This is a genomic window from Xanthomonas translucens pv. undulosa, from assembly GCF_017301775.1.
In the GTDB taxonomy this organism is placed as follows: domain Bacteria; phylum Pseudomonadota; class Gammaproteobacteria; order Xanthomonadales; family Xanthomonadaceae; genus Xanthomonas_A; species Xanthomonas_A translucens.
Map to the genome: position 1 here is coordinate 4,343,942 of NZ_CP063993.1, position 14,403 is coordinate 4,358,344.

15 protein-coding genes, 4 pseudogenes and 1 other annotated feature are annotated in these 14,403 nt (G+C 62.2%); of the genes and pseudogenes, 11 read left to right on the forward strand and 8 right to left on the reverse strand.

The annotated features are described in order from the left end of the window. The first annotated feature begins 19 nt into the window (after positions 1-19). The 3 genes from ISN38_RS18550 to ISN38_RS18560 all read left to right on the forward strand — a co-directional run bounded on the left by ISN38_RS18550 (position 20) and on the right by ISN38_RS18560 (position 1,748). Positions 20-352, forward strand: coding sequence for a GrlR family regulatory protein (locus tag ISN38_RS18550; protein ID WP_206711965.1), 333 nt, complete (start codon positions 20-22; stop codon positions 350-352). A 245-nt stretch (positions 353-597) separates the two neighbouring features. Next, a complete protein-coding gene (locus tag ISN38_RS18555; RefSeq protein WP_038237253.1) occupies positions 598-891 on the forward strand; it encodes a transposase in 294 nt (97 codons plus the stop codon). Further along, positions 888-1,748, forward strand: a complete 861-nt coding sequence (locus ISN38_RS18560; RefSeq protein ID WP_060748765.1) for an IS3 family transposase — start codon at positions 888-890, stop codon at positions 1,746-1,748. The genes ISN38_RS18555 and ISN38_RS18560 overlap by 4 nt, the downstream gene beginning before the upstream one ends. Before the next feature lie 41 nt (positions 1,749-1,789). Here the strand turns inward: ISN38_RS18560 and ISN38_RS20515 are convergent. From ISN38_RS20515 to ISN38_RS18570, 3 genes and pseudogenes are all read right to left on the reverse strand, one after another. After that, a pseudogene (locus ISN38_RS20515) lies at positions 1,790-2,005 on the reverse strand (hypothetical protein); the annotation flags it as partial. Further along, positions 2,002-2,316: a hypothetical protein gene (locus ISN38_RS18565; RefSeq protein ID WP_206711966.1), complete on the reverse strand. Its 315-nt coding sequence runs from the start codon at positions 2,314-2,316 to the stop codon at positions 2,002-2,004. The gene ISN38_RS18565 and the pseudogene ISN38_RS20515, both read right to left, overlap by 4 nt. Positions 2,317-2,387: 71 nt before the next feature. Beyond that, positions 2,388-3,164, reverse strand: coding sequence for a hypothetical protein (locus ISN38_RS18570; RefSeq protein WP_206712234.1), 777 nt, complete (start codon positions 3,162-3,164; stop codon positions 2,388-2,390). A gap of 108 nt (positions 3,165-3,272) precedes the next feature. Here ISN38_RS18570 and ISN38_RS18575 point away from each other — a divergent pair, with 108 nt between their 5' ends. From ISN38_RS18575 to ISN38_RS18590, 4 genes and pseudogenes are all read left to right on the forward strand, one after another. Then, a complete protein-coding gene (locus ISN38_RS18575; RefSeq protein WP_206711967.1) occupies positions 3,273-3,608 on the forward strand; it encodes a helix-turn-helix domain-containing protein in 336 nt (111 codons plus the stop codon). Positions 3,609-3,775: 167 nt separating this feature from the next. Next, positions 3,776-4,867, forward strand: coding sequence for a nucleoid-associated protein (locus ISN38_RS18580; RefSeq protein WP_206711968.1), 1,092 nt, complete (start codon positions 3,776-3,778; stop codon positions 4,865-4,867). Between the two features lie 9 nt (positions 4,868-4,876). After that, a complete protein-coding gene (locus ISN38_RS18585) occupies positions 4,877-6,139 on the forward strand; it encodes a hypothetical protein (RefSeq protein ID WP_206711969.1) in 1,263 nt (420 codons plus the stop codon). Positions 6,140-6,332: 193 nt separating this feature from the next. After that, a pseudogene (locus ISN38_RS18590) lies at positions 6,333-6,700 on the forward strand (transposase); the annotation flags it as partial. A gap of 2 nt (positions 6,701-6,702) precedes the next feature. Here ISN38_RS18590 and ISN38_RS18595 read toward each other — a convergent pair. Continuing rightward, positions 6,703-7,745, reverse strand: a protein-coding gene (locus tag ISN38_RS18595; RefSeq protein ID WP_399507465.1) for an IS3 family transposase whose coding sequence is annotated in 2 segments (ribosomal slippage) — positions 6,703-7,545 and positions 7,548-7,745 — 1,041 coding nt in all. Because the reading frame shifts where the segments join, the coding sequence is not laid out codon by codon here. A gap of 123 nt (positions 7,746-7,868) precedes the next feature. Between ISN38_RS18595 and ISN38_RS18600 the strand changes: the two are divergent. From ISN38_RS18600 to ISN38_RS20520, 4 genes and pseudogenes are all read left to right on the forward strand, one after another. Next, a pseudogene (locus ISN38_RS18600) lies at positions 7,869-8,690 on the forward strand (IS3 family transposase); the annotation flags it as partial. Positions 8,691-8,711: 21 nt separating this feature from the next. Further along, positions 8,712-9,841, forward strand: a pseudogene (locus tag ISN38_RS18605) (IS3 family transposase); the annotation flags it as partial. After that, positions 8,894-9,010 (forward strand) — a sequence feature (AL1L pseudoknot). It overlaps the preceding pseudogene by 117 nt. 107 nt (positions 9,842-9,948) lie before the next feature. After that, positions 9,949-10,524, forward strand: a complete 576-nt coding sequence (locus ISN38_RS18610; RefSeq protein ID WP_230939726.1) for a hypothetical protein — start codon at positions 9,949-9,951, stop codon at positions 10,522-10,524. A 4-nt stretch (positions 10,525-10,528) separates the two neighbouring features. Beyond that, positions 10,529-11,248, forward strand: coding sequence for a hypothetical protein (locus ISN38_RS20520; protein WP_230938726.1), 720 nt, complete (start codon positions 10,529-10,531; stop codon positions 11,246-11,248). 326 nt (positions 11,249-11,574) lie between these two features. Here ISN38_RS20520 and ISN38_RS18620 read toward each other — a convergent pair whose 3' ends face one another. Genes ISN38_RS18620 through ISN38_RS18635 form a run of 4 tightly spaced genes read right to left on the reverse strand, consistent with a single transcriptional unit; the run spans position 11,575 to position 14,354 of the window. Further along, a complete protein-coding gene (locus ISN38_RS18620) occupies positions 11,575-12,780 on the reverse strand; it encodes a DegT/DnrJ/EryC1/StrS family aminotransferase (protein WP_058358984.1) in 1,206 nt (401 codons plus the stop codon). Next, positions 12,770-13,168 (reverse strand): DMT family transporter, encoded by a 399-nt coding sequence (locus tag ISN38_RS18625; RefSeq protein WP_047325002.1) that lies wholly within the window; start codon positions 13,166-13,168, stop codon positions 12,770-12,772. The genes ISN38_RS18620 and ISN38_RS18625 overlap by 11 nt, the downstream gene beginning before the upstream one ends. Further along, positions 13,165-13,527, reverse strand: coding sequence for an EamA family transporter (locus ISN38_RS18630; protein WP_047325001.1), 363 nt, complete (start codon positions 13,525-13,527; stop codon positions 13,165-13,167). Before ISN38_RS18630 ends, ISN38_RS18625 begins: the two co-directional genes overlap by 4 nt. Then, a complete protein-coding gene (locus ISN38_RS18635) occupies positions 13,527-14,354 on the reverse strand; it encodes an alpha/beta hydrolase (RefSeq protein WP_003470764.1) in 828 nt (275 codons plus the stop codon). The genes ISN38_RS18630 and ISN38_RS18635 overlap by 1 nt, the downstream gene beginning before the upstream one ends. Positions 14,355-14,403 lie beyond the last annotated feature (49 nt).

Below are 14,403 nucleotides of genomic sequence, written 5' to 3' on the forward strand. Positions count from 1 at the left end.
ACCCAGTGGAGGTGCGGCAATGAAAGACGGCATTTACCATGTTCGTTTCTCGTCGAACATGCAGGGAGTGGGCGAGGGTATCGCCGTGTTCAAGGGAGAGGGTGTCAATGGCGGCGATTCCGGCTACACGTATTCAGGATCTAAGCAGGGCGACGACGCCGGGTTCACGGCCAAGCTGACCATCAAACGCTGGGACCCAGGGTCTGAATCCGTGTTTGGCGGGCTCGACCAGTTCGAGCTTGAATTCCGCGGTGATGCAACGGCAGCGGGCTTTTCTGCCAAGGGCAGCATCGTTGGGCGCTCTGACGCCACTTTGGTAGTGGAAGGGCGCTACTTAGCCCCGGCGGTCTAAGCATCAGAAACGAGAAGGCCCCCAGTTGGGGGCCTTCTTTGATCCGGCGGCTGCTTAGGACTGGGTCAGTTGCGCATAAAGCACAAAGAGGAACATCGGCAACCCGCTCAGCACGGCAAATGCCCCCAATGCGCCCATCAGGGTGAGCGCCGTCATGACCCACCACTGCCACCAAGTAAAACTGAACCTGTCCCACTGAAACGGACGCCAGGAAGCGATACTTTCACCGCAACCTGGAGGTTTCCATGCAACGCATTACCCGTCGTCGCTACACGGACGATTTCAAGGCCCAGGCGACCGCCTTGGCAGAGTCGGTTGGTCGCGCCAAGGCGGCCCGTCAGTTGGACATGTCGGTCAAGACGTTGGGCAATTGGGTGGATGCTGCGCGTGCCGGCCGCCCGTGCAGTTCTCCCAGCCGCAAGCCGGTGAGTGAGATGGAGAGCGAGCTGGCTCAGCTACGGGCCGAGAACGCCACGCTCAAAATGGAGCGCGAAATCCTAAAAAAAGCGACGGCGTTCTTCGCCAGGGAGTCCAAGTGAGGTACGCCTTCGTCGCGCGTGAACGGACTCACTATCCGATCCGGATGTTGTGCCGCGTGCTGGCGGTGTCGGTCTCCGGCTTCCATGGGTACCTGCACCGCCGCGATCGCCCGGACCCGGAGGCGGCCCTGCGCGCCGACCTGCGCACGCTCCACGCCGGCAGCCGTGGCACCTACGGACGCCCGCGCATGGTCCGTGCGCTGCGCGCATGCGCGCACGCCGTGGGCCACAAGCGCGTGGCCCGGCTGATGCGGGAGGAGGGGCTGCGTGGCAAGACCAAGGGCCGCTTCACGCCGCGCACGACGGACAGTCGGCATGGCCGGCCGGTGGCCGAGAACCGTCTGGATCGTCAGTTCGCTGTGGATAGCACGGTGCCGGCCTGGGCCGGTGACATCACCTACGTCCCGACCCGCGAGGGCTGGTTGTATCTGGCCACCGTGCTCGATCTGCGGACTCGGCAGGTGCTCGGCTACAGCCTGTCCGAGCGGATGCCCGACGATCTGGTACGGCAAGCGTTCCTCAATGCCTGGTCGGCCTCGCCGGTCGGTGCCGGCGTGCTGTTCCACTCCGACCGCGGCAGCCAGTACGCAAGCGGCGACTTCGGCAAGACGCTGGCCGCGCACGGCTTCGTGCCGAGCATGAGCCGCAAGGGCAACTGCTGGGACAACGCCGTCGCCGAGAGCTTCTTCGCCACGCTCAAGAACGAAGAGGCCACCGGCGTCTACGAGACCCGGGCCGCTGCCCACGCCGCCATCGCCAGCTACATCCATGGCTTCTACAATCCCACGCGCTTGCACTCGGCGCTTGGATACCTGTCCCCCAACGACTATGCCAAGACACTGAAGCAAGCCGCTTAACCCCCTGCTTCTTGGCGTCCGTTCTCAGGGGGCAGGTTCAAACCGACGTCCCGCGCCTGAGCTGCGTATGTCTCGATTGGATACCGCAGAGCCGCCTTCCGGGTTGCGCATCGGGCCATGAGTGGCCCAACGACGAACCCGAAAGGTCCCAGGAAGAGCAGGGTCAGCGAATACCACCAGAAGAACCGGGTGCGCGGGGTCATCAACCTGCGAGAAGCGGGTTGCGGATGGACCGAAAGCGGAGGGGGCACGCTCATTTGGCGTAGGCCTTCCAGGTCCCGTCTTCTTTGACATAGCGCAGGTTCTTGCTCACCGGGATGGGCACTTGGCGGCCGCCAATGTCGATCGATACTTTTCCGGTCGTGTCACAACGGAAGCCCGCCATGTCCTTGGCCTCCATGCATCCCGTGAGCTGGAAGTCCTGGATCTCCTCGACCTTGCCCGCTCCACTCTGCGTTAGAAGGGTGGCCAGTGCTTTCTCGGCATCGTCGTTGGACGGCGGGCCGCCGCAACCTGACAGGGTCAATGCAATGGCCAAGCCGGCCAGGGTGAGCCATGGTGATTTCATCTTTCGTTCCTTGATTGGTGTGGCGTGGGTGGCAGGCACCTGCCGCCCACGTAGGTTGCGAAGGTGGCGGACTACTTGGCGCGGTTGCCCTCCGGTTTGAAACCAGCGAGCCACATACGGCCGTCCTTGAATGGGGTCAATAGTCCAGAGGGACCGGGGTGCAGATCCGAGGTCTGGATGAAGCCGCTGACCCATGCGACGCGCAAGGCCACGTCGACGGCGCGGTCCGACACACCAGGACGGCTGACGTTGACGACGAAAGGCTGGCTTGGCGGGTTAGGGCCGGTGGAACGGGTGGCCCCGGTGTTGGGCTTGCCGGCAGGCACTCGAACGCCCATCAGGCTGTCGCGGCCCTTCCAGAGTGCCGAGGTGTTGAGCTCGGCCGTGTCGCCCAGGTCATCTGTCTCGGTGAGTGCGGCTTCTGCGCAAGTCCGGAACGTTTCCACTGTCGAGGCATTGGCACTGGTCCAGATCCGAGCCTCCACCGTCCAGCAGGGCAGGGAGGTGCCCCATTCTTCGAACGTCAGGGCGACCCGGGGCCAGTCGAGTCGTCCTTGCTGGGCCAACTGGTGGTTGTCACCCTTGAAGAGGCCAGGCAGCTTCCCAGTTCCGGTGATGGGCGCATAGATGGACCCAGAGGCGCTCGATTGCTTTCCCGCAACGCGTCCTTGGGGCTTCGCTCCCAAGGCCTGCTGCCCCGCGTCTTTCAAGCTAGCGCCCAACTGGCGGAAGAAGCCGGGCTTGACCTCTTCGGAGGCCGCGGGCCGAGCGGCTTGCGCCCAGCTCAGTGCACTGGGCGCTAGTGCCAAAGCGATGAGCGCAACAACTCCATTTGGTGAAAGCGTCATAGGTTCTCTCATGGTCCAGCATCGTCGCTGTATCTGCCATATTGGCAGATAAGTGCGTTATGATGCTAGCCAGTGCAGACTTGGGAGTCAGTCTCACGTCAGATCCCCATGCCTGCATCTCTTCCCCCGGTATCCATCTTCGGTCGTCGCCTAAGGGCGGCCCGGCGTGTCGCGGGGTTGTCGCAGGTCGAGCTGGGAGCCTTGCTGGGGATGAACGAAAAAGCAGCGTCTTCCCGTCTTTCGCGCTACGAGCGGGGGGAGCGGGAGCCTGACCATGAGACGTTGGCAGCGCTCAGTGAGGCGTTGGGCGTTCCTCCAGCCTATTTTCATGCTAGTTCGGACGTCCTCGCCGAGGTCATCCTTCTCGTGGCTCGCTTGCCTGCGGAGCGACAGAAGGGGGTTCTCGATCTCCTCAGAAACCACTTGGCCTCTCCGCCGGCATAGGCTGGGTTGGAACTAGACTCGTGCTGTTTCAGAGAGGCCCATCCAGTATGGTGTTGGGTAGCTCGGGGCATCCGAAGATGCCCTTTCGTCTGGCTGGATCTTCGGCGGGGTGTCCATAGGCCCGAGTGATACCATTGCCCCCTGAGCCAATAGGGGGCAAGGCAGTTATGGATAGACTGGTTTTCGCGGTAATTCACTCTCTGGAAAAAGAGGCTCAGTCCAACACTTCACGAGTCCGGCACGCGCCTGGGCCGTTGGACGTGTCAATCAGCCAGGTTCAGTCGCTCGGACAGCAGCTGTCGCGTCTCGTCGGGCGAGACGGGAGCACCGTATTCTGGGGCCAGTTCGGAACGAACAATCGAGAGGGGCAGTTCCCGGGCGCAGTGGAAAACTTGACTGCCAGCTCTGATCTGGCAACGTTCATGACGCTTACAGAGGTGGCCATGGCGGAACTTGTGGCTGCTGCGGGAAAGGAGCTTTTGTCGACTGGCGGTTACGTGTTCTTTATGGTCTACGAGGTCAACGCGACGCCGTTCCTGCTTGTGGCGATGATCAAAGAGCGCGGAGCCTTGAGCCTGTCGCCTGACATGGTTCCGACTGATATCCGTGAACTCGATTTGTCGAAGCTGCACCAGGCCGCGCGTATCAATCTTGCAAGGTATGAGCAGGCGCTGAGTGCTGGCTCTGCTGATGCCGGCGCTGACGAGGAAGAAAGAACCTATCTTTGCTTCGTTAACAAAGGTGCACGCAATGAAGTCGCCAAATATTTCATTGATGCGCTGGGGTGTGAAAAAGGCGTTTCATCTAACCGAGCTACCAGATCCGCAATCGATGCTGTAAAGAAGTTTGTCTCTTCCAAGAAGGAGATCAAACCTCTCGCTCGTAAGGTAAGAAGAGCAGTCATTGATCACATGGCAGCCTTGCCGCAGGGCGCCGTAATGACCGTGGGCACGCTGGTGGCAGTCGTGCGCGTTGCGCTGGGAGATGAGCTGGTTGAGCACGTTGAAGGATTGAGCGAATACCTAAACGGTGAGGATGGACAGGTTCCAGAATCCTTCGTGGTCAGCGCGCAATACCTCAAGTCCGTTACACGGATTACGGCTCAAGCGGAAGGGTGGCGCCTGTCCTTCGAAGACACAGAAATCAGCGAGACGGAGGGACCTTTGATCTACAGCCGCGCTGATAAGTCACTCCGAATCCGGCGTCTGCCGGACGAGGCCGCAAAGAAAATTGAGGCAACCCTGGACCAGCGTGGCTAAGGACCAATCGTGTTTGAGAGCGTAGTTCGCCTATACCGTGCCGCCGGGAGACCTCCTGTAGAGGAGGGCACATTCTCCTATGACGGGCAGGCGTGTGACGTTGCGGGCGAGATCCAAGACTGCCAGGGGCTAGAGCGGAAGTTTGGGGGCTTCGAAGACGGCCCTCAGGCAGAAGGTGGGCAAATTTCATTCACTTGGAGGCTGCCGTCAAATGAGTTTGGACGCTTCTACGCTAACGTTTACGACTTTGTTGATGGGTCGGAGGTCCTCAGCTCAGGCGGCGTCCCAGAGAACTACTACCTCGTTCGGGAAGACATCCTTGGAAGTGCAGAAGAGCCGACGGCAGAGTTGGCGGCGGCTTTGCATCTGGGAAGGTTGATAGGCGGCTTGCTTAAGCTTTCCTTGAACACGGTGTCTGTGACAGCTAGCACCAAGAAGCTTCTATTTGTCCTTCCTGCGACGGGCGACGCCGGGCCCAAAACGTTCGAGATTGATACCAGGATAACTCGCGCCTGCCTGCAGGCTCCCAAGCCTGATATATCAGTCTTAGAGGCGCTCTTTTCTGGTGAAGAAGGCAGGCTGCACATCAACGAGCATAAGCAGCTGTTCCGTGTGGCTCTCACAAGCATCCTAGCGAAAAGGCGCGTAGACGCGGCTGAACCGGCCTTCCAATACTTGGTCTACTCGTGGCCGGATGTTGTCATGGCCTACGAGCTCAACGCAGAGTGTTACGTTCAAAAGTTCTCTTTTGAGAAGCTTCGTGGTGACGTGGCGCGCATCGAGCTCGATTACGCCACCCGGATGGCTGCGGTGCTCGGTGACAGCTCAGGAAAGCTGCTGGCGCTGCCCTTGTCGATCGGTGGCTTGGCCGCAGTCTGGTTGGCGGATGACGTATGGAGTGCCTCTGGACTTTGCCTAGGTATGTTGTTGGTTTCCCTCTTGCTGAGTGGCATCCTTCACAATCAGCGTCTTGCTTCAAAGCGAGTTGAGGCGGGGTTCAATCTTTCCATCTCGGACGTTCAGAGCGCCTCTGGCAAGCACCCGCCTACCCTGCAGGCGGCGATCGACAAGGCAAAGGCGGGATTCGGCGAGCAGTTGACCTTCCTTCGCAAGGTCCACATGGTGGTTCACCCTTTGGCTTGGTTACCAACGTTTATCGCATTGGTGATGGTCATACTTAAGTTCGGTGCCAAGGCACTGCCAAGCATTGGTTTTATTGTCATCTTGACTGCGGTTGCAGGGGCTTTCTTCAAGTCAAAGAAAACGGCGTAGCAAGGAATGCGCGAGGCCAGCGCAGCAATTCGACAAGCTTCCCATATGCCGTGGTGCCTGGGTCCTATCTCGCAAGTCAGTAGTGGAGATGGACCAAGCGTCAGTCAGCTCGGGGTGGCACAGCTTGGTGTGGACCGGCCAGCCTTTCGTAGACATCCAGTTGCCATAATTGATGGCAATGACCGAGGTGTTTATGGGCAACAGCAAGCAGTACACGGATGAGTTCCGTGCCGAGGCGGAGAGGCAGGTGATCGAGCGTGGCTTCACGGTGGTTGACGTCGCCTCCCGCATAGGGATTCCCAAGCACACGTTGTATGGCTGGGTGCAGGCGGCCAAGAAGACGGTACCGGCCCCTGGAGCCCCGGCCGCGCCGAGCGACTCGGCCGAGATCCGCCGGCTCAAGGCTGAGCTGCGGCGGGTAACCGAGGAGCGCGACATCCTAAAAAAAGCCGCCGCGTACTTTGCCAAGGGGTAAGGGCGAAGTACGCGTTCATGCGCGCGCACGTCCGGGAGTTCCGTCTGGTGGCGATGCGACGCCCCCCCGTCCTGAGTAGCAGCGGGGTTTAGAGTCCGGGGTTGATGATATCGGTGTTGGCCAGGTGTTTGGCGTAGTCGGCGGGTGTCATGCCGTCGATGGCCTTCTTTGGACGCTCCTCGTTGTATTCCCGGCGCCAACGTTCGATCTCGGTGCGCGCGTGCAGCAGCGTCGGGAACCAATGTTCGTTGAGGCACTCATCGCGCAGGCGGCCATTGAACGACTCCACGTAGGCGTTCTGGTTCGGCTTGCCAGGCTGGATCAGTCGAAGCTGCACGCCACGCCCGTGCGCCCAGCTCACCATCGTCTTGCCGCAGAACTCCTTGCCGTTGTCGGTACGGATCACCTGCGGCAGGCCGCGACTGATCGCCAGGCGGTCCAGGACGCGGCTGACACCATGGCCGCAGATCGCACGTTCCACCTCGATCGCGACCGCTTCATGTGTGGCGTCGTCCACGATCACCAGCGATTTGATCACCCGCCCATCGGCAGTGCGGTCGAACACGAAGTCCATCGACCATACCTGGTTGGCTCGTGCTGGCCGCAGCAGCGGCTGGCGTTCGCCCACCGGCACCTTCTTGCGCTTGCGGCGCCTGACCTGCAACTGCTGTTCCTGATACAGCCGCTCCACCCGCTTGTAGTTCACGACATGCCCTTCCTGCCGCAGTTTCAGGTAGATCATTCCGACGCCATACCGCTTGTGCCGATGCGCCAGCGCCAGGATCCGCTGGCGCAGGTCGACATTGCGGTCATCGCGCGGGACATAGCGCAGTGCACTGGCACTCATACCGATCATTGCCAGAGCGCGACGCTCGCTGGCGCCACGTCCGATCCACTCGCGCACCAGCGCACGACGCGCCGGTGCGCTCACCACTTTTTTCGCAGCGCATCCTTGATCAAGTCGTTCTCGAACAACTGCTCGGCCAGCAACTTCTTCAGGCGGGCGTTCTCCGCCTCCAGATCTTTGAGCCGCTTGGCATCGGGCACGCTCATCCCACCGAACTTGCTACGCCACAGGTAGTACGAGGCCTCGCTGAAACCATGGCGGCGGCAGAGGTCCTTGATCGCCATGCCAGCTTCGGCCTCGCGCAGGAAGCCAATGATCTGTTCTTCGGAAAAACGCTTCTTCACGTCCAATCTCCTTGGGTTAGGGAATTGGACTCCAAATCTGACTGCTACTCAAAGGTGGGGGGGCGTCGGATGTGCCGGGTGCTGGACGTGCAACGCAGTGGCTACTACGCCTGGCTGCGCCATGGCGCCAGTGCTCGCGAGCGCGAAGATCAGCGTCTGCTGGGGCTGATCAAGCACCACTGGCTGGCCAGCGGCACGGTGTATGGCTATCGCAAGATCACCCTGGACCTGCGCGAGGCCGGCGAGCGCTGCAGCCGGCACCGCGTCCTGCGGTTGATGAAAGCAGAAGGCCTGCGTGCCCAAGTCGGCTACGGCCGCAAGCCACGTCATCACGGTGGTCCCGTGGGCGTGGTGACCAATGTGCTCAACCGGGAATTCGCGCCACAGGCGCCGAACAAGGTCTGGGTCACGGACATCACCTACATCAGGACCTACGAGGGCTGGCTGTTCCTGGCGACGGTGATGGATCTGTACTCGCGGCAGATCGTCGGCTGGGCGACGGCGTCGACGATGACCAGCGATCTGGTACTGCAGGCGCTGGTGGCGGCAGCTTGGCGGCGCAAGCCGGGCCCAGGTGTGCTGGTGCATTCGGATCAGGGCTGTCAGTTCACCAGCAGCGACTGGCAGTCGTTCCTGAAAGCGCACCGGATGGTGCCGAGCATGAGCCGACGCGGGAACTGCCACGACAACGCCGTGGCCGAGAGCTTCTTCAGCGTCTTGAAGAAGGAGCGGATCAAGCGGCGGATCTACCCGACACGCGCCGTGGCAGCATCGGACGTGTTCGACTACATCGAGATGTTCTACAACCCGATCCGCCGGCATGGTTCCGCTGCCGGGCTGTCACCTGTAGAGTTTGAAAGGCGCTACGCGCAGAGCCGCAACTGAGTGTCTACGGAACTCTGGCCAGTCCAGTCGGTGTCGGCCAAGGTGGGCTGCACAGCCGAGACGCTACGGGGTTGGGTGAGGCAGCACGAGCGCGACGTTGGCAAGCGCGAGGGGATGACGAGCACCGAGCAAGAGCGCATCAAGGCGCTTGAGCGCGAGGTTCGCGAGCTGCGTCAGGTCAACGAAATCCTGCGCAAGGCGTCGGCCTATGTTGCGCAGGCGGAGCTCGACCGCCCCTTCAAGCGATGAAGCAGTTCATCGATGAGCATCGTGATGTCCACGGGGTCGAGCCGATCTGCACGGTGCTGCCGATCTCCCCGTCGACCTACCACGCGCACGCGGCCAGGATGGCCGATCCGCAGTTGCGCTGCACGCGCGCGAAGACCGACGAGGCGTTGACGGCGCAAGTCCAGCGCGTGTGGGACGAGAACTTCAAGGTCTACGGTGTGCGCAAGGTCTGGCGGCAACTGCGACGCGAACAGTTCGACGTGGCGCGATGCACCGTGCAGCGGTTGATGAAGCGGCAAGGCTTGCGCGGGGTCATGCGAGGCAAGACCGTGCAGACGACGGTGAGCGACCCGAAGACACCGTGCCCGCTGGATCATGTGAAACGGCGATTCAAGGCCGATCGGCCGAACGCGCTGTGGGTCAGCGATTTCACGTACGTCTCGACGTGGCAAGGATGGGTCTATGTCGCCTTCGTCATCGACGTCTTCGCCCGTCGCATCGTGGGCTGGAAGGCGTCGTCCTCGATGCAGACGGACTTGGTGCTCGACGCGCTCGAACAGGCACTCTACGCGCGCAAGCCGGTCGGCCCGGATCGCCTGATTCACCACAGCGACCGAGGCGTTCAGTACGTGTCGATCCGCTACACAGAGCGGCTCGTGGAAGCCGGCCTGGAGCCCTCGGTAGGCAGCGTGGGGGACTCCTACGACAACGCGCTGGCCGAGACCATCAACGGCCTCTACAAGGCCGAGGTGATCCATCGCACGTCGTCCTGGCGCACGCGCGAGGAGGTCGAGTGGGCCACGCTCAACTGGATCGACTGGTTCAACAACCGTCGATTGCTGGAGCCGATCGGGAATATCCCACCGGCCGAGGCTGAGGCCAACTACTATTCCCACTCCCATGAGTCCGCCATGTCGGCGTGACTCAAACCAAGGGGTCTCCGGGAAACCCGGGGCGGTTCAGTGGCGGCGGTGGCGGTGAGGAGAACAGGGATGTAACCTGTGAGTCCCTTGTCGCAACCAAGCCTTCCATGTGCCCCAATCCCTTACCATTTCCATCTGGGGCCAGCTATGCCGAGGATAGGTTACCCGGGGCGAGCATCAATGGAAAATCCACCCTCATGATGGCATTGGCATTCACGCGTGGTGAGATCCATTATAATGGCAACACTGCCGCAACCGATGCGAATGCGGCTTGGTTGCTCGCCGCGGCACTCGAACAACAAACAACGAATTTCACGAATGGACTTAAACCGCTTGCTGAGTCAAATAAGGAGTTTCGCGTTCACTTGCAACTTGTCTGTGATGCTCAAACTGCAGCTTCTAATGCATATAGAATTCCAGGCGTGGTAACAGTCCCAGAATCTTACTGCTTCGAGATGATGAAGGCGTTCGATCAAGAGACAAACGATCAACTCACGTTCATTCAATGGTTCGCGGACTGGTCGAGGCGATATGTCATCGATTTGGGAGATTATATTCCCGGAGCACTCAAAGATTCTGCCGCTCTGGATAATTCGATTGCCGTGAAATGGAAAGTTACTTCTGAGGACGCAAAATGCTCGTCATGGTGGACGCAGGTCCAACAACTTCAATGTGGGCTTTAATATAATGGATAAATTAAGATTTATTGTATTGATGCTTGTAACCATCGCGTCGTTGGGTGCTTGCTCAAAACAAGAAGAAGTAAATCCCCCGCAGCAGACCAGTGGGAATTCCGATGCTGCGTCATCAGCCAGTCGCTCAAATGCCGGAGAGCACGCTAGGCCCAATCAGCATTCAGATCATATTACTGCTGACCGCGCCGTCGCTTCTCGAGTGACCGTAGAAGACTATCTTTGCAAAGACGGACCGAGGTGTCAGTCGGCAGGCGCACTCGTTGCCCGAACACCCGAAGAAGCTCAGTGGCTAATGCAGCACGGCTACCCAACCCGGGAGGAAAGCAAAAGACTTGAATCCGCAACATTGGATCAATTAAAAGCTGAGGCAGATGCTGGAAGTAAGCCCGCCCTGATTGTTTATGGCAAGAAGCTTGCGATTGGTCCCGATTATGCGGCCGGCTTTTCCATCCTCCAGCGTGTTGCCCAGGAGGGCAATCTTTATGCATACTATGGGCTTTCGGAAGTCTACGAGAAAAGCAATGTGAATCCAAGCCTTGTCGATAGCGCCGCATTCCTTCGAGTGGCTTACCTTTTGGGGGACAGTAAGGCATCTTCAGAGATCGCCGCCAAAGGATTGAGTAGCGTTGAAAACGTGGCGATTGATGAACGGGCTGCAGGTCTTTACAAAACGTTTGCAAAGCAACGTCAGCCAATGCCTCGCCCCATATAACACTGGAGACCTTGCCAGATTTTCGTCCATCTTGTCATTTGGATTGCGCTTCCAAAGGGCAACTTGCAAGACAACACAAAAAACCGCCAGCACAAAGTTGGCGGTTTTTTAATTAAATATTTAAAATAATACTATAGTGTATTTAAGGTGGCTCTTGGCCAAATGTCTTTGGTTGTTACGGGTAGAATTTGCTCGAGTCCGACAAACACTCCGAAAACTGTCCTTGCTCATACTTGGGCAGCTCAACCGGCGGCCGATACTTCGCCAGAATCTTGATTTGCTTGGCCCGAGTCCAGACAATCGCCAGCCCGGCGGCGGCTGTTGCATCATCTCCCGCTTTCTGTACACACCCGCCGCAGCACCGCGACGATCGCCTCGAAACCCTCCTCGTCCAGCCACGGGCTGTTGCTGATGCTCAGGCAGCGTGCGGCGAAGTCGCGGGCCTGGGGCATCGGTGCGGGATCGACGATGTCGCGCAGATACGCGTAGTCCGGCAGGGCGTGCACGAACAGCAGGCCGACGCCGAGTCCGCGCGGCCACAGTTGCTCAAGTGCGCGTTCGCGCGCGGCTGCATCCGGCAGCAGTACCAGCAGTGCTGGCCAGCTTCCCTGTGCGCCGGCACTGTCGGCGACGACGCGCAGACCGGCAATCGCGGCCAGGCATGCGGCGCGACGCTGGCCCTGCGCGCGTGCCTGGGCAAGGAACGCCGGCCAGCGTGCGCTGGCGCGTACGCCGACGGCTTCGCGCCAGGCGCCGACCGCGTGTTGCGGGATCGCCGCATCGAAATGGTCGCCGGCCGCGCCTACGCGGTCGCCGCGGCGCAAGGCGCGGCGCAGCGGCGCGCCGTAGGCCCAGCGCAATGCGCGCGGCCGGTACAGCGCAGCGTAGCCGAGCAATTGCAGGCTGCGCTGCAGTTCCCAGCGCCAGTCGCGCTGGCCCAGGCGCGCTGCCATCGCGGCCAGGCTGCTTTGCAATGGTGCGTGCGGCGACATCAGCAGGCCGCCTTCGTACAGGGTCGGGCCTTTGCCCACCGCCAGGCTGCAGACGCCGATGTCGCCGCCCAGGCCGGCCGGGCGGCCATCGGCGTGCACGCCGCCCAGCGCCTGCGCGGCGTCTTCGATCAACACCGCGCCGCAGGCCGCGGCGGCATGGCGCAACGGCGCCAGATCGGTCAGGCGTCCGCCCAGATGAGTGGCGACGATCGCCAGGGTGTCGTTGCCGCAACGCTGTGCCAGCTGCGCCGGGTCGGGTTCGATCGCATCCGGCAGCAGATCGCACAGCACCAGTTGCAGGCCGCAATGGGCCACCGCCAGCGCCACCAGCGGGCAGGTGTAGGCGGCCACCAGCACCTGCCGGCGGCGGCTGGCGGCGGCCAGGGTGCGCAGCGCGATGACCAGCGCGGCGGTGCCCGAGCAGGTCAGCAGTGCGTCGGGCAAGGCGAGCTGCGCGGCCAGCCGCTGCGGCGTGCGCACCGGCCACAGGTCGCGCCAGTGCAGCGGCAGGCCGGCGGTGGGCGGAACCTCAGTACGCATCGGCCGGCGCGGCGCGCTCGCCGAGCGCGAGGCAGACGATGCCGGCCACGATCAGCGCCGCGCCGATCGCCTGCAATGCGCCGATCGGTTCGCCGAACCACCACGCCGACAACAACAGCACGCTGACGATCTCCAGATGCGAGGCGGCGAAGGCCGGCCCGATCGGCGCGTGTTCGAGCAGTTTCATCCAGGTGACGAAGGCGCCGACATAGCCCAGCAGCGCGGCGTACAGCCAGGGGCTGGCGAGCAGGCGCAACACCCAGGCCCAGTCGGCCTGCGGCGGGAACGCGTGCGCGCCGCCGAGCTTGAAGCCGAACTGGGCCAGGGTGTCGAAGCCCAGCAGCAGGGCGAAGCCGACCGCATAGCGTTGCAGCGATGGGCGGGTCATGTGCCGAGTCCGACCACGGCCACGCCGGCGCTGACCAGGCAGATTCCGGCCACCTGCATGCGTCCCAGCCGCTCGCCGAACAGCCAGCGCCCGGCAAGCGTGATCGCCACGATGTTGATCGAGCCGAGCAGCACGCCGCGGCCCAGCGGCACCAGCGACAGGAACGCGGTCCAGGCCAGGAATTCGAACGCGTAGCAGGCCATGCCCAGCCACAGCCACGGTTGCCGCGCCATGCGCTGCCAACGCGCCGCGCCGCTCGCCAGCGGGTCGCTGGCGACGTGCTTGAAGGCCAGCTGGCCGACCGTGTCCAGCGCCACCGTCGCCAGCCACACGCCGACCACGGGCGCCTGCAGCGCCATCAGGCGGCCTGGCGCGGCGTGCCGGCCTGCGCGGCGAAGAACTGTGCCATGTGTGCGCCGAGCACGCGGCGTTCGCGGTCCAGGGTGATCATGTGGTAGCTGTCGTGCAGCAGCAGCAGTTCCACCGGTCCGGACACGTTGGCCACCACGAGCTGCGCGTTGCGCAGATGCGCGATGTCGTCCTCGGCCGCATGCGCGACCAGGCACGGCGCGGTCACCTTGCCCAGGTTGCGGCGCACCCGGCGCGACAGCAGGTGCATCTCGGCCAGCGCGTGCCAGGGATTGCCGGGCAGGCCGGCGGCGCTGCTGTCGCCGCCGAGCATCGCGCCGCTGACCTGCGCGCGGATGCGCTCGTCGCGCAGGCCGTACGGCGGTTCTTCCAGGAACATGCGGCGGCGGCCGATGCCCAGGCGCTTGAACCACGGCAGCAGGAACGCCAGCCGCGCGCGGCGCGGGATGTTCCAGCCGTCGTAGCGGAAGGTGGCGCCGAGCACGCCGACGCCATCGACCCATTCCGGCCGCTCCTGGGCCAATTGCAGCGCCAGCAGCGCGCCCATCGACAGGCCGGCCACGAACAGCTTGTCCACCTGCGGGCGCATCTGCGCCGCGGCCTGCTCGACGCTGGCGCTCCAGTCGCGCCAGCCGGTGGCGAGCAGGTCGTCCTCGTTGCCGCAATGCCCGGCCAGCTGCACGCCGTGCACGCTGAAACCCTGGCGATGCAGGCTCTTGCCGAGCAGGCGCATCTCGCTGGGGGTGCCGGTCAGGCCGTGGATCAGCAGCACGCCGTGGCGGCCGCCCTGGAAGTGGAATTCGGCGGATTGGATCATGGCGGCACGGGGTTGGCGGCGAAGGAACGCGCGCAGCGTGGCGGACAGG

Coding starts and splice junctions, on each gene's coding strand:
- ISN38_RS18550 (WP_206711965.1), top strand. CDS start 20: ATGAAAGACGGCATTTACCATGTTCGTTTCTCGTCGAACATGCAGGGA.
- ISN38_RS18555 (WP_038237253.1), top strand. CDS start 598: ATGCAACGCATTACCCGTCGTCGCTACACGGACGATTTCAAGGCCCAG.
- ISN38_RS18565 (WP_206711966.1), bottom strand. CDS start 2,316: ATGAAATCACCATGGCTCACCCTGGCCGGCTTGGCCATTGCATTGACC.
- ISN38_RS18570 (WP_206712234.1), bottom strand. CDS start 3,164: ATGACGCTTTCACCAAATGGAGTTGTTGCGCTCATCGCTTTGGCACTA.
- ISN38_RS18575 (WP_206711967.1), top strand. CDS start 3,273: ATGCCTGCATCTCTTCCCCCGGTATCCATCTTCGGTCGTCGCCTAAGG.
- ISN38_RS18580 (WP_206711968.1), top strand. CDS start 3,776: ATGGATAGACTGGTTTTCGCGGTAATTCACTCTCTGGAAAAAGAGGCT.
- ISN38_RS18610 (WP_230939726.1), top strand. CDS start 9,949: ATGTGCCCCAATCCCTTACCATTTCCATCTGGGGCCAGCTATGCCGAG.
- ISN38_RS20520 (WP_230938726.1), top strand. CDS start 10,529: ATGGATAAATTAAGATTTATTGTATTGATGCTTGTAACCATCGCGTCG.
- ISN38_RS18620 (WP_058358984.1), bottom strand. CDS start 12,780: ATGCGTACTGAGGTTCCGCCCACCGCCGGCCTGCCGCTGCACTGGCGC.
- ISN38_RS18625 (WP_047325002.1), bottom strand. CDS start 13,168: ATGACCCGCCCATCGCTGCAACGCTATGCGGTCGGCTTCGCCCTGCTG.
- ISN38_RS18630 (WP_047325001.1), bottom strand. CDS start 13,527: ATGGCGCTGCAGGCGCCCGTGGTCGGCGTGTGGCTGGCGACGGTGGCG.
- ISN38_RS18635 (WP_003470764.1), bottom strand. CDS start 14,354: ATGATCCAATCCGCCGAATTCCACTTCCAGGGCGGCCGCCACGGCGTG.